This window comes from Flavihumibacter cheonanensis, assembly GCF_022352215.1.
In the GTDB taxonomy this organism is placed as follows: Bacteria; Bacteroidota; Bacteroidia; order Chitinophagales; family Chitinophagaceae; genus Flavihumibacter; species Flavihumibacter cheonanensis.
In genome coordinates, this window is the sequence record NZ_JAKRWF010000003.1 from 252,680 (window position 1) to 274,003 (window position 21,324).

The following is a 21,324-nucleotide window of genomic DNA, read 5'->3' on the forward strand; positions in this document are numbered from 1 at the left end:
TCAAAAATTGTTTGAATTAAAAAGAAAAATTAAGTCCAAGAATTATATTCCTTGCAGTTGGGTATGGAATGTATTCGATACCGAATGAAGGACGACCAGCTACATTCTTATCCACGTTTACTTCTGGATCAAATCCGGAGAAGTTGGTGATTACAAACAGGTTCTGCCCTGTCAGGAACAAATTGGCATTCTTTACAACAGATCCAAGATTACCCAGTCTGTAAGAAAGTGTTGCGTTGGTCAATTTCATATAATCACCTTTTTCCAGGTATCGGGATGAAGCTGTGATTGGGCTGGACAATGCCTCAGCAGGATCCATATTCGCCAAATCCTTCGCGATATTCCGTGTACCCAGGTTGTTGATTGGCAGTACGGTATTTGCTGTGTTGTTATAGAGTTCATGACCAAAAGCACCATTCATGCTGATTTCCAGGTTGAACTTCTTGTAACCAATATTGGTAGTAAGACCTAACAGCATATTTGGGTTAGGATCTCCGAGATAGAAGAAAGAAGCTCCACCATCTACTAATCCTGCCTGACCATCACGATCAATTCCTGTGAATTGCCTTAAATAATACACATTCAACGGACGGTTGTTTACGAAACGCTGAATATTTGTACCAGAGATACCCTGACCACTCAATGCACCGGTTGGAATTACCAGGTCCCCGAATCCGGTGATCTTGTTATTCAGGAAAGTAGCGTTGACACCGAAATCCCAGGAGAAGTTGGTATTCTTAGCGATCAGGTAATTCAACATTACTTCCACACCAGAGTTGATGATCTCTCCGGGAAGGTTCACCCAGGTTGAAGCAGAACCTACCGGAACAGGATCAGCTAAATCTCGGTCAAAAAGTATATCGGTGGTCTTTTTGTTAAAATAATCAACTGAACCAAAGAGCTTTCCTTTAGCAATAGAGAAATCCAACCCCAGGTTGATAGTGGTAGAAGTTTCCCATTTCAAGTCTTTATTTTCAAGGGTAGCACGGCTGAAGGATTGTTGACCTGCAGTATATGTTTCCTGAGAAGCAAATGCAGGGAATTCCTGGTTACCGGTAGTACCCCAGCTTGCTCTGAATTTCAGCTGATCAAAAATATTTTGCCCTTGCATGAATGCTTCGTTGTGAATATTCCAGGCAAGTGCCAGTGATGGGAAATAACCATACTTATTATTCGTACCAAACTTACTAGAACCGTCTGCACGGAAAGTTCCCGTAAAAATGTAACGATCTTTAAAGTTGATAATTGCTCTTGCGAAATAAGACTGCAATTCAGTTGTCTGGTCGAAAGAGTAAATCTGGCGGGAGCCTTGCGTAGTGTACTGCATATAATTGTAGTACGGCGTACTAACATTCGCAAAGTCCTGACCAAATAAACCATTACCAAGGAAACGGAATTTCATGTATTCATAACCACCGAGGGCTGTCACGGTGATATTATCACTGAACTCCTTAATGTAGTTTAAGGTATGTGTCATCTGGGTAGTAGTCAATGTACCGCCAGCCTGGTTAGCCAAACCACGGTTTTGAATGTTTTCCAGGTTCAGGTAACTGCGAATCTGGTTTTTACGATCACTCACCTGGTGGTTAATACTGTACAAGAAACGATAATCTAACCCTTTCGCAATATTATATGAAGGCGCTACATAGGCCAGTACGTTCGTAGTATTGGAGATATCATCCCAGGCAGCAGACATTACTAACGGGTTAATAGAAGTGCTACCAAATTGAGGGATAATAAACAGTGAATCTGCACCATTAGAGCCGCGGAAACGCAAAGGATGGGTTGGATTCCACTGCAGAGCCTGACCAACAATGCTTCCGGTAAAACCGGCATCATTGGAAATGGGTGCTGCGTTTTCCGTATTGTGACCAACTGTTACGTTGAAATCAAGTCCCAGTCTTTTGTTCTCAAGGAACTTGAATGAACCATTGATACCCGCTGTATATTTTTTGAAATTAGACTTCAGAATGATACCATCCTGATTCAGGTAACTTGCAGAAATGCGATATTTTCCTCTGTCATTGCCACCAGATACACCAATGCTGTAATTCTGTGTGAAAGCAGTACGGGTGATAGCATCCATAGCATCCACATTGTCGCCATAATCACCAGTAGTCAATCCATACTTGTCCAGCGCTGCACGGTATTCATTACCGTCCAATACCTCGAGGCGGCGCATCAGGCTGCTCACACCTACAGAGGCATTCACATCCACCTGCTGACCAGTACTTCCTTTTCTGGTGGTAATAATGATAACACCATTTGCACCACGAGAACCATAAATCGCAGCTGCAGAAGCGTCTTTCAACACTTCCATGGAAAGGATGTCATTGTTGTTGATAAAGTTGAGCGGGTTACTTCCTGGAATCGTACCAACTCCACCGGCATTGATACCAGGACGAGCAGTACGTCCGTCAAGCGCAACCCCATCAATTACATACAAAGGCTGGTTACCTGAACGGATAGAAGAGTTACCACGGATACGTACCGTAGTAGCAGCACCAGGTGCTCCGGAATTATTCAGGATCTGCACACCTGCTACTTTACCTTGTAATAATTGATCAGGCGCTGTAACAACGCCTTTGTTAAAATCTTTTGCCTTTACAGATGCAACAGCACCGGTAAGGTCTTTTTTACGCGCGGTACCATAACCTACCACCACCACTTCACCTAAATCAGCTTCAGATGCAGTGAGGGTTACGTTGATTTGATCTCCTGTAATGGCTACTTCCCTTGTAGCAAATCCAACCGAAGTAATTACCAGTGTTTTGGCATCGGCTGGTACACCACCCAAACGAAAAGTACCATCTGGCTCTGTAGAGGTTGCAATGGTTGTTCCTTTTACGGTAACCGTAGCCCCAATAATTGGTGTCCCTTCTTTTGAATCGGTGATTTTACCTGTAATAACTCTTTCCTGGGCCTGTATAGAGGAGCCGAGGAACATACAAAGCAAGAGGATAGAAAGGCCTCTTACCCAGCGTGGCAATGCAACAGTCATAGTTGTTGTGTTTTGGTTTTCGTGACGGTTTTTATATTGATTTTGATATAAAACTTTTTAAACCCCACCCCCAAAATTCCGGGCACAACCCCGGTCTTTTATAGGCAATCATTAATGTCTGAACGCTGCTTCAACTTTTTAAACTGGTTTCAACAACGCCTAACAGCAATCAAATTCCAACTTTTTATCAATGTTTTTTTACCTTTTAACCTGCAAACGGTTTCGCAAACGTTTGTTGTGTAAAAAATACATATTGAGTTAAAATTAACTAGTTTTTATCAAATAATAACATTTTTGTGGCCCGTATTACAATAAAAGATATCGCCAGAAAGCTGAACATCAACCCCTCCACGGTTTCCAGAGCCCTGCGCGACCATCCCGATGTCAGTGCCTCCCTGCGGCAGGAAATCAAACAACTGGCCGAAAAAATGGGCTATAAGCCAAACCTGATGGCGATCAACCTCCGCCGGGGCAGCAGCCATACCATTGGCCTCATTATTCCCGAAATCGCCTCCTTTTTCTTCCCTTCCCTGATTAAGGCAGTAGAAGAAGCAACCCACGCCAAAGGTTATAACTTATTGGTCCTCCACTCCAATGACAGTCTCGACCGGGAAATTGAAAACGCCGAAATCTGCGCCAATATGGGGGTGGATGGCGTGCTGGTATCCCTATCCCGCCAGAGCCACGATATCGAACATTTCCAGGAACTGATGGCTGCCGGAGTGCCGATTGTATTTTTCGATAAGGTTGTTCAAAACTCCCTGGCTCATCAGGTAGTGATGCCTGGTAAGGAAGCTGCTTCCCTGGCTGTAGAGCAATTGATTGCCCCGCTGCCAGCAGATTCGCGTATCATGGGGGTGTTTGCCGATACCCGGCTTTCTATTACCGAGGACCGGCTGGAAGGGTTTAATGAAACACTGCGCCAACACAACTGGCCCGAGGACTGCGTTCAGCGCGTAATTACCGACGATCCAAAAGAAGCAGGTGATCAATTACTGAAAGCCTGGGAATCTCTGGCCCGGCCAGCCGGACTATTTGTAATGAGTGATGAGCTGCTTTCCGGCATCCTGCCTGTTTTATATAAGAGTAAGGTACGGATCCCAGAGGAGCTCCACCTGGCTGCTATCAGCGATGGAGAACTCCCCCGGTACCTGCCCTTTGAATTTCCTTATGTGCGCACTTCAGGATTTGAAATGGGCCAGGCTGCAGCAGCTTTGCTTTTTCAGCTAATCCGGCAACTACCCATTGTTCCCGAAACACATTATATGGAGGTTCAGGTGGTCAGCGCCTCTTGAACCGGGGTGTTCATGGATTCCTTTAAAAGAGCTTCCACCGGAACCTGTTGCAGTAGCTTTTCTTCCAGCAGGTTGGCGAAGGCTTCAAAATAGAGGATCACATCTTCCCGCTGGTTGCGTTTCAGCCATCTAAAACCTCCAGGCAAGGAATTCAACACATCCCGGTCTTCCAGGTATTCTATATTATGAATATCCGTGGGGGTGAGCCCGATCTCCTGCAACTTGGTCATCATGAGTCCCAGTGGAACACTGGTTACCGAGCAATACTCCTCCGCAATTTCCGTCCACTCCCCTACTCCCGTATGTGCATACTGAAGGATCTCTTCCTTACTGAGCTGGGTAACCACCTGCAGGAGGTTACCGCAATTGCATCCGCCATGATGGCCCCAGGCATAATAAGCACCGTTCTTCAGATTCGAAGCAGTTTTCCGCAGAGCATCAATTAATACCATTCCAGGTGTTGCCATATCAAAATCATTTGTATTAAAATTCCATCAATCGGGGCAATTGAAATTGCTTTGTTTAAACATGGGGCGCATGCAATTGATCCATCCTTAACTTTAAGGATCTAAACAGCTGTAGTATGAAATACATGTATAAGGCTTTGTTGGTCTGCCTGCTTGGGACAGGTTTGCAGGCCCAGGAAAATCCGCTCTGGATGCGGTATCCCAGTATTAGTCCGGATGGCAAAACCATTGCCTTTGGTTACAAAGGTGATATCTACCGCGTGGATGCAGCCGGCGGAGTTGCCATCCCGCTCACCATTCACGAGGCACAGGACATGATGCCTGTCTGGAGCAGGGATGGTAAAAGCATTGCGTTTGCATCTGACCGTTATGGCAACTTCGATGTATTTGTAATGCCTGCAACAGGTGGAGCACCTGTGCGTTTAACTCATCACAGTTCACCTGATTTTCCATTTGATTTTTCTCCTGACAACAAACAGGTACTATTTGGCAGTTCAAGGAATATTCCAGCAGAGAATATCCGGTTTTACAGTCCGCGTTTGTTTCAGAATTTATATTCCGTTTCGGTTACAGGTGGACGTAATATCCTGCTTAGTTCAGCCGGAATGGATATTGCACGCTATAACAGCAAAGGCACACAGATCGTATTCCAGGATCGGAAAGGATATGAAGATGCCTGGCGCAAGCATCACAATTCTTCTGTAACCCGCGATATCTGGGTAATGGAAACAGCTTCCAATACCTTCCGTAAGATATCAGGTTATGAAGGCGAGGATCGGGAGCCGGTATTCAGTAGCGATGATCAGTTCATCTATTACCTGAGTGAAAAAAATGGTAACCAGAATATTTACAAGGCGCCGGTATTAAACCGGATGGCGGAACAACAGCTCACCAAATTGGATCGCCACCCGGTGCGTCATTTAACAGCAAGTAAAGACAATACTCTCTGTTATACCTACAACGGTGAGATCTATACACTGAAGGAGGGTGAGCAACCGAAAAAACTGGCTGTACAGATCTTTAATGATGGCAGAGCAGGAGTTACTAAAAATGTATCCATCAATGGCAATGTGACCCAATTTGCCTTATCTCCCAATGGAAAAGAAATTGCTTTTGTAACGCGCGGTGAAATCTTTGTAACCAGTGTGGAAGGCAAACAAACCAAACGCATCACCAATACACCCCAGCAGGAAAGAATGGTGCAATGGAGTCCCGATGGCAAGTCGCTGGTTTATGCTGCTGAACGCAATGATAACTGGGATATTTACCAGGCAACAATTGCCCGCGCAGAAGAGCCTTATTTCTATGCTGCAACTGTGATTAATGAAACGCCCCTGATTGCTACTGCTGAAGAAGAATACCAGCCGAAATTTTCTCCGGATGGCAAAGAGATTGCGTATGTAGCAGAACGGAATCAGTTGAAAGTGTATAACCTCGCAACAAAGAAAACGCGCACACTGTTACCAACTGGACATAATTATTCCTACGCAGATGGCGACTGGGATTTTAATTGGAGTCCGGATGGTCAATGGATCATCAGTGACGACAGTGATGGCAAAATGTTTTCCGACAATATGGCTATGATCAAGGCCGATGGAAGTGGAGGTATTCAGCACCCGATCAAGAGTGGCTTTGGTCAGGGTAATTCCAAATGGGGCATGGATGGCAAAGCGGTATTCTGGACCAGTTCCAAGGAAGGCCGGAAATCACTGGCCATGCAGGGCAGCCGGGAAGTGGATATTTATGCAGGATTTTTGGACCAGGACCTCTATGATAAGTTTAAGTTGAGTAAGGAAGAGTATGCGTTGGTGGAGGAGAGGAAGAATGGAGGAAAGGAAGAGGGAAAAAAGGAAGAGGGGGTAATGGAGAAGGGAGGAAAGGGAGAAGGGAAGAAAGGGAAGAAGGAGGTGAAGGCGCCTGAAGAGGAAAAACCGAAGTGGACACCATTGCTGGAGAATCTGGAGAACAGGGTGGCAAGGCTCACCATTAATTCCAGTTCTATTGCAGATTATGCAGTGAACAAGGATGCTTCCAAGATTTATTACCTGGCGGCTTTTGAGAAAGGCTATGATCTTTGGGTAACAGAGCCGCGTACCAAAGAAACCAAGATACTGGCCAAACTGGGAGGTACACCCAGCGGTATCCAGATGAGCAAGGATGGTAAGAGTCTGTTTGTAACCAATCGCGGTGCATTGGTGAAGATTGATGAAGCAGGGAAGATTGCTCCGGTTGCGATAGATGGCGAAATGGTCTTAAATGCCGCAGCAGAGCGTGAATATATTTTTGATCATGCCTGGAGACAGGTGCAGAAGAAATTCTATGATCCCAAGATACACGGCATTGATTGGGAGGGACTGAAAAAAGACTATGCACGTTTCCTGCCCCATATCAGCAATAACTATGATTTCCAGGAACTGCTCAGTGAACTGTTGGGAGAACTGAATGCTTCACATACAGGAGGACGTTATAGTCCGCAAATGCAGAACCCTGATGCCACTGCTGCACTCGGCCTGCTCTATGATGAAAGCAAGGGTGGCAATGGACTGATCGTAACAGAAGTAATCGAAGGAGGCCCTCTGGATCGTGCGGAAAGCAAAGTAAAAGCGGGTGTGGTGATCGAAAAGATTGATGGCGTGGCCATCAGCCAGGAGAACGACTGGACAGCTTTACTGAATCGCAAAGCAGAGAAGAATACCTTGCTCAGTTTGTATGATCCTGCAACCGGCAAACGCTGGGAGGAATCCACCAAACCGATCAGCTTCCAGGATGAAGCATCGCTGATGTACAAACGCTGGGTGAAGAAGATGGATGCGATGGTGAACAAACTTAGTGGCGGTAAAGTGGGCTATGTGCATGTGCAGGGCATGAACGATGGTAGTTTCAGAAACACGTTTGATGCAGTTCTGGGTAAGAATGGCGACAAAGAAGCACTGATTGTGGACACCCGCTTTAATGGAGGTGGCTGGTTGCACGACGACCTGCTGACATTCCTGAGCGCCAAGCGGTACCTGGATTTTGCGCCCCAGGGCAATCGCCTGAAAGATGGAGAGCCGGCAGGCAGGTGGAGCAAACCCAGTTGTGTGGTAATGAGTGAGGGTAACTATTCCGATGCCTTTATCTTCCCCTATGTGTACAAGCAGCAGGGCGTTGGTAAACTGATCGGCATGCCGGTTCCTGGCACCGGTACAGCAGTTTGGTGGGAGCAGCAGATCGATCCGACCATTGTGTTTGGCATTCCTATGATTGCTACCATTGGAAAAGAAGGAAGACCAACAGAGAATTTGCAATTGGAGCCGGATATCAGGGTGCCATTATCGTATGAGGATTTTCTGAATGGAAAGGATGCACAGATAGAGGCAGCGGTGAAGGAGATGTTGAAGACGATTGGTGAAAAGAAGGGGTTTTGACCTTCGGTCAAGTGAAAGGTGAAAAGTGAAAGGTGAAAGAGTGAGAGGGGAAGAGGTGAAAATATGGATTTCCTTAAGGGAAAGATAAAAATAAGGGGTGGCGAACGATTTTGGGGGATTCCTTCGTTAGTTTGGAGCGTGAAATTATCCAACATGAAGAACTCCTCCGGAATCAGTCGCCGCCCTTTTTTGTTCTGCAGTCTTATGGCGCTCCTGTTTCTTTCTATTTCCTTCAGTGTAAATGCCCAAACCATTACGGGTGTTTGGAGGGGCAAGATCAAAGGGCAGCAGGCGGAAGTGAAAATTGTGAAATCAGGAGATGAGTTAGTAGGAGTAGCCTATTATTATCAGAAGAAGAACAAATACAAACGCTACAGTTTACGCGGCCATTTTGATCCCAATACCAATTCAGTGATCTGGTGGGATGAGATGTTGCTGGATGATTACGGCACAGGGGGCATCATGCAACTCAGGCCCGATGCCGGTGCACAGATGATGGTTGCGGATTTTAATTGTCCGGGTGGCGAGGAAATGTACCTCGATGGCACCAGTTCCAGTCGCGATAAACAAAACAGTAAAAATGGGGAGGTTCATCTCCAGAAAATGTCAAAGCCTATCTTCAATGATGAGTGGGATTTCATCATAGATAATTACTTCGTTGGGGGTAATGATCCGATCCTGATTGATAGTGTATCACAGATTACGGCGAAAGTGAATTTTCCTGAGGAGAAGAATATGAAACCTGTGATGGTGATAGTTGCTCCGGGTAAGAGCAATCCTCCGCCTGCTGTAAGTGCTCCCGAGCCGGGTGCTGCAAACCCTACTCCTGCTCCGGTGGAGGCAACTGCTGCTCCTGCTCCAGTGGCAAGTGCACCCATAGATGTGGTGGAGAAGAAATTCACAACCCGTAAGAATGTCCTGCAAACGGTGATTCCTATCACGGCCAAGACAATTGAGCTACGTTTTTATGACAATGCCCAGGTGGATGGTGACTCCATCGCACTTTTTCTGAATGGCAGGTTATTATTCAAAAATATCCGGTTGACGGAGGAGGCTTACACGATTAAGATCAATGCGGCTGATCTGCAGGCGGACAATGAGCTGGTAATGGTAGCCGAGAACCTGGGAAGCATCCCCCCGAACACTTCCTTTATGGTAGCGATTGTGGGTGACAAGAGATATGAAGCCCGTTTGTTCGCCAATGAGCAAAGCAGTGCGATGATCCGGCTGGTAAACCCGGAGTTGTTGAAAGAGTGAACGCGCTAGCTGATTCAATTCATCGGATTTGATTCAATTCTGATTCAATTAAAACTTGTTTTGATTCAATTATGCTGCCTGTTTGATTCAATTTTTAAATAGGTTAATTGAGTCATCAAGTAATTTATCCTGCAATTTATAGCTGGTAGCCGGACCTTTTCCTTTAGAAAGGAGGATACCTTTTGTGACTAAATCTGCCAAATCACGGGTGGCGGTTGGTCGGGAAACTTTATTGATCTGTAAATAGAGTGTGTTGTTTATTTCCCCATAGATAAGAAGGAATTTCAGTGCAGCCGATTGTCTTTCGTTCAACTGGTATTTTTGATTGTATTGTACTACCAGCATTGAGGCTTCCTCCCTGGACATGATATAGGAACGTTCTCTTAAATACTCAGACACCAACACATTCATAGGGTTCCGATCCTTCAATTTGGGATTCCTTTTCATCCGATTCAACAGTGCTGCTTTGGTGTTTGGGTCTATGAGTTCAGACTTTGCATGTTGAACTGCTTCCCGAAATAGATTATTATAGGCCTTTTGATCGGGGGAGCGCTCCACTCGGCTCATATCGGGGTATTTACTGACGATTGTTTTACCACGCACCACCCGAAATACCATGCTTTTTCCAAACTTGCCATGGAAATTATGGAAGAGCAAATTGTTCTGTACGATTGCCATAGATATTGATTTAGTGTAATATAAGAAATAAACACATCTTTCATTAATCTTTCAGTATGCTTACGTACATCCTACGTATAATATCTAATAAACTAATAATAATCAGCGCATTATCAACCGATTGAATTGAATCAATTGAATCACAATCAGTCACTTGCATCAATCCAGGGGAATATCTATATTGTCAAACTTATCCTTTGACCCCTCTCCGGGACTCAGGTGGCGAAGCATTACCCGAAACAAAAGAAACTATGGCTATTGGACTGACCCCAAAATTCAAACAGGATTATCCACTGGAAAATCTTGATCAGAAAAGTTTTATCGTACTCGCAACAGAAGCAATCAAAAAACTGAATTGGAACCTACTCGCTTTAAGTGAAGATGGACTAATTGCTTTTACAAATTTCTCCTGGAGGTCTTATGGAGAGGAAATCAGTGTGCAAATTGAGGACGGAATAGCCATCATTCAAAGTTCCTGCACCGGGAACCAGATGGTTGACTGGGGAAAAAATAAAAAAAATGTAACTGCTTTCCTTTCTCAAATAGAAGCTGAAAAAACCAGCCTCTCCCAGGAGAACATGACCATCAAGCTGGAAGAATTACAGCAACAACTGAATATGATAAATGAAGAACATCCGGATGAGCTTGCAACAAAAGAACCAGCAACCATCCAAAACTTCTTTTCCATTTTTATACCAACCGAAGGTTATTTCGTAACACCGATACTAATCATTTTTAACATCCTTGTATTCATCCTGATGCTGGTGTCGGGGGTTAATATTTTTCAACCGGAAAACGAGGAACTTCTTTTCTGGGGTGCAAATTTCCGTCCGTATACATTGGATGGTCAGTATTGGCGGCTCTTTACATCCTGTTTTGTTCATATTGGGGTATTACATCTCTTACTTAACATGTATGCATTAGTCTACATAGGTTTGTTACTGGAGCCTTACCTTGGAAAAACCAGAATGCTGGCAGCTTATCTCATAACCGGAATTGCTGCAAGTCTGGCAAGTTTATGGTGGAATGAACTCACCATAAGCGCAGGTGCCTCGGGTGCCATTTTCGGAATGTATGGGGTATTTCTGGCATTACTCACTACGAACCTGATAGAAAAAACACAACAGAAGACATTATTGACAAGTATTATTATATACATCGGCTATAATTTGGTGTATGGCCTGAGGCCAAACAGCGGAATTGACAATGCGGCACATATAGGCGGATTGGTAAGCGGGTTATTAATTGGTTACTCATTTGTTCCCAGTTTAAAATCATTTGAGAACAAAAGTCTCAAAGCAGCTACCATTGGAGTTTTATTGTTGGTTCTTTCCGCTTCGGGTTTTGCAATTTGTACAACCCTTCCAAATGATATCGCCAATTACGAAAAAGAGATGAAACGATTTGTATCAATGGAACTAATGGCGTTGGAAGTATTTAATTTGCCGGAAGGAACATCAAAAGATTCCATACTTATCGAAATAAAGGATCGGGGTCTGTATTACTGGAACGAAAACCTGCAATTATTGCAAAATTTTGATGACGCAGATTTACCGAAAGCTATTAAAAAAAGAAACGAAAAACTGAAAGAATACTGCCAGGTCCGGATCAAATCTTATGAAACCATGTATAAAGCGGTAGAACAGGATACTAATCAATACCAACAGGAAATGCAGACATACAATCAACAAATTGAGAAATTGATTTCAGAAATAGCAGGAGATCAGTTGAAGCCATAACAATCTTATAGCATGAAAAATATTCTCCTATTATTACTGGTAGGACTAAACCTGTCGGCTCAGGAAAAAGCAGGTGAACCGAGTCCAAAATTACTTCCATCAGAACTGATCAATGACCACTTCTTCCTGAAAATTCCAACAAGTAACGGAGATACTATAATGGGATATTGTGATACAGGTGGCGGGTTTACAGCCCTGTACCAGGCAACAGCAAAGAAATTCGGATTAGAAAATGTTATCAGCCAGGTAACCATAAAAGGTGAAAGCACCCGGTACATAGAAGCAGCAGACATCTATTCTAATGACAAGATCCCTTATCCTGCAATAGCGAATTATTACAAAGGAAGTATAAAGGAGCCATTTTTTGAAGTCCCGGAAGACAATGCCGAATCATCCTATTTTTTGCGGCTAGCACCGCATGATGTATTCCTTGGACAATTCTTCTTTATAAATTACTCCTGGACATTCAATTATTTAACGAAAGAGTTATATATACATACGCCGTTGCACCCAGCTTTATCTGAAGTCAATACACAGCAACTCGGCTTTAAAAAAGACAAAAATGGAAATAAATTATTTGGACATCCAAGCATGAAATTGGAGATAGATGAGAAAATGATTGATTTCTTATTTGACACCGGAGCGATGTTTCTACTATCAGTTACTGGCAAAAAAGAATTGGGTACCACGGAAAATGCAATAGGTGGATCATTCATAGCTAAAAGCATATTTGATCAATGGCGGCAGGAGCATCCGGACTGGAGATTCATTCCGAAGGGTGAATTAAATGGAGCTGATATGATAGAGGTTCCCGAAATAAGAGTGGGTGCAATGGTTGCGGGACCAGTATGGTTCTCCAAAAGACCGGATGAAGCCTGGTCGAAAGGAATGATCGGCAGCATGGACAAAGTAGTAAAAGGCGCGATTGGAGGATCTTTCCTGAAATACTTCAAGGTGACGATAGATTATAATAGCGAGTTGATACAGTTTGAAAAGTAGGGAAGTGAAAACAACTATTACATTATATGCACTATTATCAACAATAATTTGTTGTAATGAGAAACCTCAACAGGCAGATCAGCAGGAATCAGATGAAATAAAGAAACAAGACAATATACTCATACATCAAGTACTGACTGATGCCCTTGATATTGCAGATCAGAATAAAACAAAAACATCATTCAGATATGAATTTAATTACACATTAGAAGACTCATCAAAGGAAATAAAAACAGAATTAGCTATGGGGTATCTCTTTGATGAAAATAGTAAACATTTAATAATTAGAAGGACTACTCCATCAGAGGTGATATTAACCATTTACAGTTCAGAAGTTAATAATTTTAAACTTCTTGTAGAAAGAACCGAATGGAAGTTGAATTATCTTAATGACACTATCAGAGACATTAATGGAGATTCTTACAATGATTATATTATCCACACTTATCCATCTTCGGGTTGCTGTCTTGCCAACGTTTATCATGTTTATCTATACCAAAAACAGACCGGGTGCTTTACATCCGCCTATAAATTTCTAAATCCAACATTTTATCCAAAAGAAAAAGTAATTCGCGGTTTAACATATGGCCACCCTGGAGAAGCTGGACTATACAAATTCAAGTGGTCCGGAATACAATTGGATACAACTGAATATATATATCCATTGGATCCAGAAAAGAAAACATTCTTAAAGACAAGTAAAGAAACTATACATTTCACTAAAGATCAGGGCATATTAATGAGTAATTTACCAAGGGAATACATGAGTATTGATAGCATTACTTTAAACTGGTTCATGGATAACATATCCATTCCAAATGAAAGTGGGCAATAAATTACCTACTTATATTTTACAAATATCAAAAAGACGCTCATTTTTACAGGCGTATTTTTTCTTTCAGGAACATTTGAATTACTGTCTTTGACAGCTGGCATATCCTCATTCAATTTTAGGATTGGTCCCATACAATTACCTCCTTTAAATGGACTATCAATTGGAATATAATTGCTGCATTTGATTCTAAATCTTGATACAATCATGGAAATAAACCTGGCTATGAAGAAAAGAAGAAAACAACCTAAACTAAATGTGGTGTTGATTTTAGTTTTGATTTTAATAATAAATTCATTTTTACATGGACAAATTATTAATGGCCAAAATGAAATCAAAAATGGTAAAAAGTATGGACTATGGATAGAATATTCTTATATGAAATCTTTAGATATAAATGGAGAACGTAGATTAATATGGAGACAAAAATCTATGCCTCAATTATCAATACAGGAAGGCCAATATATCAATGGTGAAAGGCAAGGAATTGAAACTGAAGCCATAAGAGATACGGTGATCTTATCAGAATATAGTTCAAAAATGGTCGGCACCTGGCAGGAGTATGATGAAGCAGGCCATCTAATCAATTCAAAAGATTACAAGGAAGCAGCAGCAGAAAAGAACAATGATTCAGATACAGCAGAATACTCCATTACTAAATTTATCCCCGAGGGCTACAACCTACTAGATTCCGCAACAGGAGATTTAAATCTTGATAAATATCCTGATAAACTATTGGTGTTGAAAATAAATGGGGAAGACTCGATAGCAAAAGATGTGGATCATACAGTAAAAAGACCGCTGTTGATTTTAATCGGCCAGGCAAACGAGAGCTTTACACTCGCGGCCCGGAATGACAATGTGGTGTATTGTGTAAACTGCGGTGGAATGATGGGAGATCCTTACATGCAGATTGTAATCAAAAAAGGCTATTTCTCTATTGAGCACTATGGCGGAAGCGCCTGGCGCTGGACAAGAATCATCACCTTTAAATATTCAACAAACGATAAACAATGGTATTTATATAAAGATGGCGGCGACAGTTATCATACATCAGACCTGGATAAGGTGGAGACGAATATAAAAACCACCAAAGAGTTTGGGAAAATTGCTTTTGATAAGTTTGATATTTACAGCGATTGGAAGTAAACCTTAAAACCTGTTTGCATGAACATTCCATATGGCCTCATTGCAATATTTATTGCACTATCCTTTTTTTACTATGTAAGTCAAAAATCCAGAATAAGGCGTGAGGAAAAGCAGGAACGATTAAATGAAAAAAGACAAGAATTACTGGATACTCTTGTAAAGAAAAATACACGCAAATCAGAAGACAGTGCTTAGAATCCAACAAAAGTTGAGGATAATATAAACCTATAATATTGATATTCAATTTATTTCGAAATTCGCAATTCACGTATTACGAATTTTCACTACCTTTATTGAATGAGGCAGCACAATGGTATGAGGCCACAAGACGTGGTCATTCTTTTGAAAATCATTACAAAAAAAAACAGTCCCTGGCAAAACAAGGATTTGGCAGGAGAACTTTTTATCAGTCCGGCAGAAGTGTCTGACTCACTCTCGCGAAGTGAGGTAGCAGGATTGATTGATGCATCCAAAAAAGTTGTATTCCGGCAATCCTTGATGGAATTTCTGGAACATGGCTTGCGTTATGTTTTTCCTGCACGTCCCGGCACAATGGTTAATGGTATTTATACTGCTCACTCCCACCCATTTATGCAAACAAAATTCCCAAGTGAAATAAATTACGTTTGGAATGAAGCATTTGGTGATGTTCGAGGATTGACAATTGAACCATTATATAAAAATCAGGTAAAAGCTGCCAAAATTGACCCTGCTCTTTATTTGCTATTGGCATTGCTTGATGTAATTCGGGTAGGCCGCGTTAGGGAAGTAAAAGTGGCAATTGCAGAACTAAAGAGACAAATATTATGAGCCACCAGGAAAATATTTCGCGGATAAAAGCAGTATATAATGCTCTCGGCCAATTAAGAAGTGAAGTAGTATTTGTAGGCGGAGCCACAGTATCACTTTATGCTGACAGGCAAGCTGAAGAAACAAGACCAACAGAGGATGTTGATATATTAATAGAAATCACCAGTAAAACTGAATTCGCAAAATTGGAAGAACAGCTTAGGGTAATGGGATTTGAAAATGACAAAAAAGCCAAGTTTATCGGCCGATATCTTCATTCTGGTATTGTTGTAGATGTAATGCCAACTGAAGAACAAATCCTTGGTTTTATAAATATATGGTACAAAGAAGGGTTTAAAACATCCATAAATTATACAATAGATCCTCAGCACACGGTGAAGATTTTTTCTCCCGCATATTTTATAGCAACTAAAATGGAAGCCTTCAAAAGCCGGGGAAATAACGATGGAAGAATGAGTTCAGACTTTGAGGATATTGTATTTGTATGGGGAAACAGAAGGACAATTTGGAAGGAAATGGCTGAAGCGAATCCAAATTTACGAAGCTACCTTATTGAAGAATGTAAACAAATTAATAGCAATATATACCTTGAAGAATGGATAGGTTGCCACGCAGGAAACACTGAAGGCATCAAAATAATAGAGGCACTCAACAGATTTGTTTCACAATCAAAGAATACCTATTAATCCTAATCAATTATGTAAATGCGCATATTTTCGTTACTCATCCTTCTTTTCCTGCACCACCTAAGTTTCGCTCAAACCACACGATTCCAGCAGGAAGTGAATTCCCTTGATTCACTGCTCCGGAAAACCAAGTCATTCAAGCAACAAATCAAAGGTGACCGAAAACAGCATTACCAGCAAAAGAAAGCGGAACTGCTGGTAAGCCCTGACACTACGCTCGCCTGGCAACGCTTTCTCTTATTAACGAAACTACTGGACCTTGTGAAGGATAATCACCTGGGTTTTTATCAACGGGTAAATTACCAGCTATTCAAAACCAGGGAACAAATCGATTCATTATTTGCTGCTGACTATTTCCGTGATGTGCCTTCCGTAACCTGGAACCTTGATTCATTGAAAGAGGAATTAGCCCGTAAATCCAAAGAGGACATAGAGGGGATTTTTCACTATGGTAGCGATTTCAATCTGGGCATCTTAAAAACCGGTGAGCAACAATACATGGGGGTGGTACTGGAATCCTCAACCCCTTATGTAAAGCCCGGACACATCATGGCCTGGTTAAGCGAAAAAGAAAACAATCGGTTTTCGGCCATTTACCTGCACCCGGTTACCAAGCATTTCAATTACTACGCTACTGAGCGCTATGCCAATCAACAACTCATGTATTCCAAATTGTATCCATCCAATTATACGGGTATTTACACAAAAGAGCTAAACCTACCGGATTATTGCAATTTGCCAGATACGGCCAGTCCTTTTTTATTGAGTAAGCCGATGCCTTCCGTACAATATGTACGCGTGAGCAGTTTTTCCAATAATGGAAAGCGGAGGCAACAATCTGATAGTCTGTATCAATTGCTTACCCGCTCTGAACCACAGCCTACTATTGTTTTTGATTTACGCAATAACACCGGCGGTGCTGCTTCCATGGCAAAGCCGTATATCAAGTGGATCAGGCAAATACGGAAAAAATCACGTGTGATAGTATTAATCAACGCTTATACTATCAGCCAGGGAGAAATAACTGCACAAAGATTATCCAGACTGAAAGGGGTTGTACTGGCTGGTCAGTCAACCAAAGGCATGCTTGCCTATGGCAGTAACTATGGCAGGCATATTCCTATAGCAGGGGGAGAATTTGTTTTTTATCCAACCGATATGCGAACGCCTGGTATGTTTAAATTTGAAGATATTGGGATTCAACCGGATATTGAATTATCAAATCAGGAAGACTGGTTGAAACAGGTTAATAAAATATGGCGATAGTAACCAATAATTCCAAATCACTTCACATACAATATGACAACCAAAAATTTAAAAGATAATGAAGGAAATCTGGTTACAGAAGCTTCCAAGAAAAAGAGATTTTTCAACTTTTTAATAGACACGAGTATCTGGTTTATTTTTTTATACTTTTTGGGATACCTTGCAAGAACCTTCCCCTCCATTGATTACATATTCATTGGTCTGCTTTGGTTTTTTGTTTTAGGCGCATATTCCATATTAAGCGAATACTTTTTCAGAAAAACGATCGGAAAATATATTACAAAAACGAAGGTGGTTTTCAAGAAAGGGGTACAACCTGAATTCCGGCTTTTCCTGATCAGAACATGGTCTAGGGCCATTCCTTTTGAATTTTTATCCCTTGGTTTAGGAGCTGACGCTAAAGCCTGGCACGATGTATTATCGAGAACAATGGTAGTTGAAGATGGTGAGTTTCAAAAAAGTGAAAACGGATAATATGGTAGCGCAACTCCTAAAAGAATTTTTTGACCCCTACATAAAACTGGAGCTCCAGGTATGGCGCAATTTTGAACAATTGGGTGAAGTGATTCAGTACCCGAAAGAAACTATTCTCAAGCCTGCCGGCACTGTGGAGAAATACATGAATTTCATCATGGAAGGCTCAGGAGGAAACCTGATCTGGAAGAAGAATAACTTTGTTTGTATTGATATCTCTTTTGACCGAGATTTTCTGAACGATTATATGTCTTTCACTACTAGGCAACCTACTCCGATCGAAGTGAGGTTGTTTGAAGACAGTACTATTTTCCGGATTAGTTACCAGGAGTTTCAAAAGACCTTTGCTTCCGATGCCAAAGGTGAAAAAGTAACCCGAATTGCAGCGGAAGCCAGCTTTATCTACAAACAAAACCAGCAGATCGACTTATTGACCAAAACTGCCAGGGAGCGATACCTTGAGATGCTGAAAACCAATCCCAATATTACCCGAACCCCACTTAAATACCTCGCGTCCTACCTGGGTATTACGCCTCAAAGTCTCAGCAGGATCCGGTCCGGCAAACTAAGCTGACTTACCAAATGGTAACTGCTGTACTGCCTTGTACAGCTATTTTCGCAGTATGCCACCAACCATTACTGCTAACTCATCACCAAAAATTCCGGCAACCCAGTTGTTGTTGGTACTGTTCGGATTTCCGATCATTTCCACCCTGCTATCCCTGCTGTTACTGAAGAAAGAAGCATTTACAGCAGCCGGATTTGATTTCATCCTCTTTTTCTGGATCCTGGTTACGGTATGGTACCTGGTCCAAATCCTGCTCATTTCCCGGATACTAAAAAAAGCTGGTCTTAATTGGGAATTTTTGAATTATTCTTTGAATAATAAACAAACGCTTTTTTTTATCGCAGGTTACTTCTTGGTTGGGTTTGGGATTGTTGCCTTTATTGAAATAGCTCTCGCCAATATGCAGGTGGATCCCGCCAGGTTAGCTTCGGTCTACTCTCTTATTCCCAAAACAACTGGCGCAAGGATCCTCTTTGTTATCATGGGACTCACGGCGGGTATTTCAGAAGAGATCGTATATCGCGGGTTTGCTATCCGGGCATTGGAAAGTCATCGGGTTAATAAATGGCTCGCTGTAGCGTTGGCGGCCATCCCTTTTGTTTTCCAACACGGACTAAAATCCATCGACCAGTTTTGGTGGTTCCTGATTTGGGGATTGGCATTTGGGGTTATATTACTATTTAGCAGGCGACTTTATATCACCATCATCATTCACTGGCTGGTTATCTTATCTGCGTTGTTTGGGGTTTTCCAGGCGGTGCAATAGATTCGCATTAATATCCTGTTTCCATTCCGCTATTAACAATGGCGTCAAACTCCGCCTGAGAAATAAATTGAGGAGTATAGGAACCTCCAACTTTCAGGATATTCTTATAAAATGATCGCAGGTGATTACGACTTCCTTTCATCAGCATTTCATAAACCAATCGTATGTCCTGATTATCAATATTGATTAGCTGATTCTTTAAATCAAACAGATCCAGATCTTCAATAGTCGCACCTACTATATACGCTTCTAAAATACTCGTATTTCCTTTTGCCACAAGTTGGTTATAGAGTTGCTGTAGCGATGTGTCTCTAAACACACCAACTGGATTTGAACCAACGGGATCTGTTAAACCATATTTATTCAACAATAACAAAACCGTGTTCATGTGAGTGAGTTCACTGGCAGAAATATTGGTAAAAATCTTTACCCCCCATTTATTGTACAAACTAATATATACATCCTTTGCCAGTTTCTCTTCTTCCCGCATAAACGACAAGGAGGCTAATTCTGCAGTATTCAATGGCTCTTTGGGTAAGCTTTTTATTTGTGCTTCCAGACTAGTGTAATTAAAGTTATCAGTATAATTATCCACTTGATCTGAAACATCCTCTTTTGTACAGGAAAATAGAAACAATGAAACTGCTAACAGGAAGAGTTTGCCTATATTTTTAGCTGAGTTTTTCATTGTGAAGAATTTTGTTCAAGTTACCATAAGTCACCTTGTCGTTTAGTAACTGTAGTTACACAATAATCAACCTCAATCTTACGTTACCGATTTTTGTAATACGAGAGATTAAACTTTCGGCAAAAAAGCGCGTCCAAAGAAAAATCAAGTTCCAATTTTATGAAACCAATCGCCTACCTGCTGCTTATCCTTGTATCTTTTTCAAGCTGTAGTAAAGACAATATTGATGGGCCAACTACGCCCCCTGAAACCATGTACTTCCCTCCTGTTTCGGGGAATTTCACCTGGGAAACCACCAGCCTGTCCAGCCTCGGATGGAAGCAGAATGCAGTTCAGCCCCTGAAAGATTTTCTTGCTGCTAATAATACCAAATCCTTTATGATCCTGGTAAATGGCCGGATTGTGATGGAAGAATATTTCAATGGCCACAATGCAAGCACTGAATGGGAATGGAACAGCGCCGGTAAAACCCTGGTTGCTACTACCACCGGCCTGGCTGCCCAGGATGGATTGGTGAACATCAATAATAAAGCATCCGATTATTTGGGAACGGGCTGGACAAGCATGCCGCTTGAGAAAGAGAACCTGATCACAGTAAAACATTTGCTGACAATGACATCCGGCAATGATGACACCAAACAATTAATGATCAAGTCCAACCTGACCTATGTTGCCGATGCTGGCACCCGTTGGGCCTATAGCAATATTTTTCAAAAACTGACCGATGTGGTGGCGGAAGCCAGCAACCAGGAATTTGAAGCGTACTTCAATGCCAAACTCAAAAATAAAATCGGTATGGATGGCAGATGGAATTTCGGTACCATCTTTACGATCTATCACAGTACTGCCAGAAGTATGGCAAGATTTGGCATCCTTGCCCTGAACAAAGGAAAATGGAATACAGAGCAGGTCGTGAATGAAGCATTCATTACTGCAAGCACTACCACCTCCCAGGCCATCAATCCCTCTTACGGTTATATGTGGTGGTTAAATGGCAAATCCAAGTATATGTTACCAAGTGATCAGACCGTGTACCAGGGAACATTGATCCCGAATGCTCCTGCAGATATGTTCGCAGGTATGGGTGCCGGTGATCAGCGCGTATATGTAATCCCCAGCAAAAAAATGGTAGTGATTCGGATGGGACAGGCATCGAATCCGGACAATCCTGATTTTGCAGTATCAGGATTTGACAATGCGCTTTGGGAGAAAATCAGTGCGGTGATTAATTGAGTAAAATAG

General features: G+C 42.1%; 19 protein-coding genes. 15 read left to right on the forward strand and 4 right to left on the reverse strand.

Translation table 11 applies throughout. The features are described 5' to 3' along the window. Window positions 1-16: 16 nt before the first annotated feature. Window positions 17-3,001, reverse strand: a complete 2,985-nt coding sequence (locus MD536_RS14940; RefSeq protein ID WP_239601536.1) for a SusC/RagA family TonB-linked outer membrane protein — start codon at window positions 2,999-3,001, stop codon at window positions 17-19. A gap of 296 nt (window positions 3,002-3,297) precedes the next feature. On the opposite strand from MD536_RS14940, the gene MD536_RS14945 reads away from it, so the two are divergent. Beyond that, a complete protein-coding gene (locus MD536_RS14945; RefSeq protein WP_239601538.1) occupies window positions 3,298-4,296 on the forward strand; it encodes a LacI family DNA-binding transcriptional regulator in 999 nt (332 codons plus the stop codon). Here the strand turns inward: MD536_RS14945 and MD536_RS14950 are convergent. Next, window positions 4,275-4,763, reverse strand: coding sequence for a hypothetical protein (locus MD536_RS14950; protein WP_239601540.1), 489 nt, complete (start codon window positions 4,761-4,763; stop codon window positions 4,275-4,277). The two genes, MD536_RS14945 and MD536_RS14950, sit on opposite strands and share 22 nt — an antisense overlap. 116 nt (window positions 4,764-4,879) lie before the next feature. On the opposite strand from MD536_RS14950, the gene MD536_RS14955 reads away from it, so the two are divergent. Together MD536_RS14955 and MD536_RS14960 are read left to right on the forward strand one after the other, a co-directional pair. Beyond that, window positions 4,880-8,170: a S41 family peptidase gene (locus MD536_RS14955; RefSeq protein WP_239601542.1), complete on the forward strand. Its 3,291-nt coding sequence runs from the start codon at window positions 4,880-4,882 to the stop codon at window positions 8,168-8,170. Window positions 8,171-8,323: 153 nt separating this feature from the next. Further along, complete coding sequence (locus MD536_RS14960) at window positions 8,324-9,427, forward strand: DUF2147 domain-containing protein (RefSeq protein WP_239601543.1); 1,104 nt, start codon at window positions 8,324-8,326, stop codon at window positions 9,425-9,427. Window positions 9,428-9,514: 87 nt separating this feature from the next. Here the strand turns inward: MD536_RS14960 and MD536_RS14965 are convergent, their stop codons facing one another. Then, the gene (locus MD536_RS14965; protein WP_239601545.1) at window positions 9,515-10,105 is read right to left on the reverse strand and encodes a hypothetical protein; all 591 of its coding nucleotides are present in this window, start codon (window positions 10,103-10,105) and stop codon (window positions 9,515-9,517) included. Window positions 10,106-10,356: 251 nt separating this feature from the next. Between MD536_RS14965 and MD536_RS14970 the strand changes: the two genes are divergently transcribed. The 11 genes from MD536_RS14970 (at window position 10,357) to MD536_RS15020 (ending at window position 19,394) form a co-directional block, all read left to right on the forward strand. Then, window positions 10,357-11,844, forward strand: a complete 1,488-nt coding sequence (locus MD536_RS14970; RefSeq protein WP_239601546.1) for a rhomboid family intramembrane serine protease — start codon at window positions 10,357-10,359, stop codon at window positions 11,842-11,844. A gap of 12 nt (window positions 11,845-11,856) precedes the next feature. Then, entirely contained in the window at window positions 11,857-12,843 is a 987-nt protein-coding gene (locus MD536_RS14975) for a hypothetical protein (protein ID WP_239601548.1), read from the forward strand. A 4-nt stretch (window positions 12,844-12,847) separates the two neighbouring features. Then, entirely contained in the window at window positions 12,848-13,678 is an 831-nt protein-coding gene (locus tag MD536_RS14980) for a hypothetical protein (RefSeq protein ID WP_239601550.1), read from the forward strand. A 204-nt stretch (window positions 13,679-13,882) separates the two neighbouring features. After that, window positions 13,883-14,824, forward strand: coding sequence for a toxin-antitoxin system YwqK family antitoxin (locus MD536_RS14985; protein WP_239601552.1), 942 nt, complete (start codon window positions 13,883-13,885; stop codon window positions 14,822-14,824). Window positions 14,825-14,842: 18 nt separating this feature from the next. After that, window positions 14,843-15,019, forward strand: coding sequence for a hypothetical protein (locus tag MD536_RS14990; RefSeq protein WP_239601554.1), 177 nt, complete (start codon window positions 14,843-14,845; stop codon window positions 15,017-15,019). A 120-nt stretch (window positions 15,020-15,139) separates the two neighbouring features. After that, window positions 15,140-15,634, forward strand: coding sequence for a hypothetical protein (locus MD536_RS14995; protein WP_239601556.1), 495 nt, complete (start codon window positions 15,140-15,142; stop codon window positions 15,632-15,634). Further along, window positions 15,631-16,320, forward strand: a complete 690-nt coding sequence (locus MD536_RS15000; RefSeq protein ID WP_239601558.1) for a nucleotidyl transferase AbiEii/AbiGii toxin family protein — start codon at window positions 15,631-15,633, stop codon at window positions 16,318-16,320. The genes MD536_RS14995 and MD536_RS15000 overlap by 4 nt, the downstream gene beginning before the upstream one ends. An 18-nt stretch (window positions 16,321-16,338) precedes the next feature. Then, window positions 16,339-17,586: a S41 family peptidase gene (locus MD536_RS15005; RefSeq protein ID WP_239601560.1), complete on the forward strand. Its 1,248-nt coding sequence runs from the start codon at window positions 16,339-16,341 to the stop codon at window positions 17,584-17,586. 33 nt (window positions 17,587-17,619) lie between these two features. Continuing rightward, on the forward strand, window positions 17,620-18,060 hold the full coding sequence (locus tag MD536_RS15010; protein WP_239601562.1) for an RDD family protein: 441 nt from the start codon (window positions 17,620-17,622) through the stop codon (window positions 18,058-18,060). A gap of 1 nt (window position 18,061) precedes the next feature. After that, window positions 18,062-18,634: a Crp/Fnr family transcriptional regulator gene (locus MD536_RS15015; protein ID WP_239601564.1), complete on the forward strand. Its 573-nt coding sequence runs from the start codon at window positions 18,062-18,064 to the stop codon at window positions 18,632-18,634. A gap of 49 nt (window positions 18,635-18,683) precedes the next feature. Next, window positions 18,684-19,394: a CPBP family intramembrane glutamic endopeptidase gene (locus MD536_RS15020; RefSeq protein WP_239601566.1), complete on the forward strand. Its 711-nt coding sequence runs from the start codon at window positions 18,684-18,686 to the stop codon at window positions 19,392-19,394. Window positions 19,395-19,401: 7 nt separating this feature from the next. On the opposite strand, the gene MD536_RS15025 is transcribed toward MD536_RS15020, so the two are convergent. After that, entirely contained in the window at window positions 19,402-20,082 is a 681-nt protein-coding gene (locus tag MD536_RS15025) for a DUF2202 domain-containing protein (protein ID WP_239601569.1), read from the reverse strand. Between the two features lie 159 nt (window positions 20,083-20,241). Between MD536_RS15025 and MD536_RS15030 the strand changes: the two genes are divergently transcribed. Further along, complete coding sequence (locus MD536_RS15030; RefSeq protein WP_239601571.1) at window positions 20,242-21,315, forward strand: serine hydrolase domain-containing protein; 1,074 nt, start codon at window positions 20,242-20,244, stop codon at window positions 21,313-21,315. Window positions 21,316-21,324 lie beyond the last annotated feature (9 nt).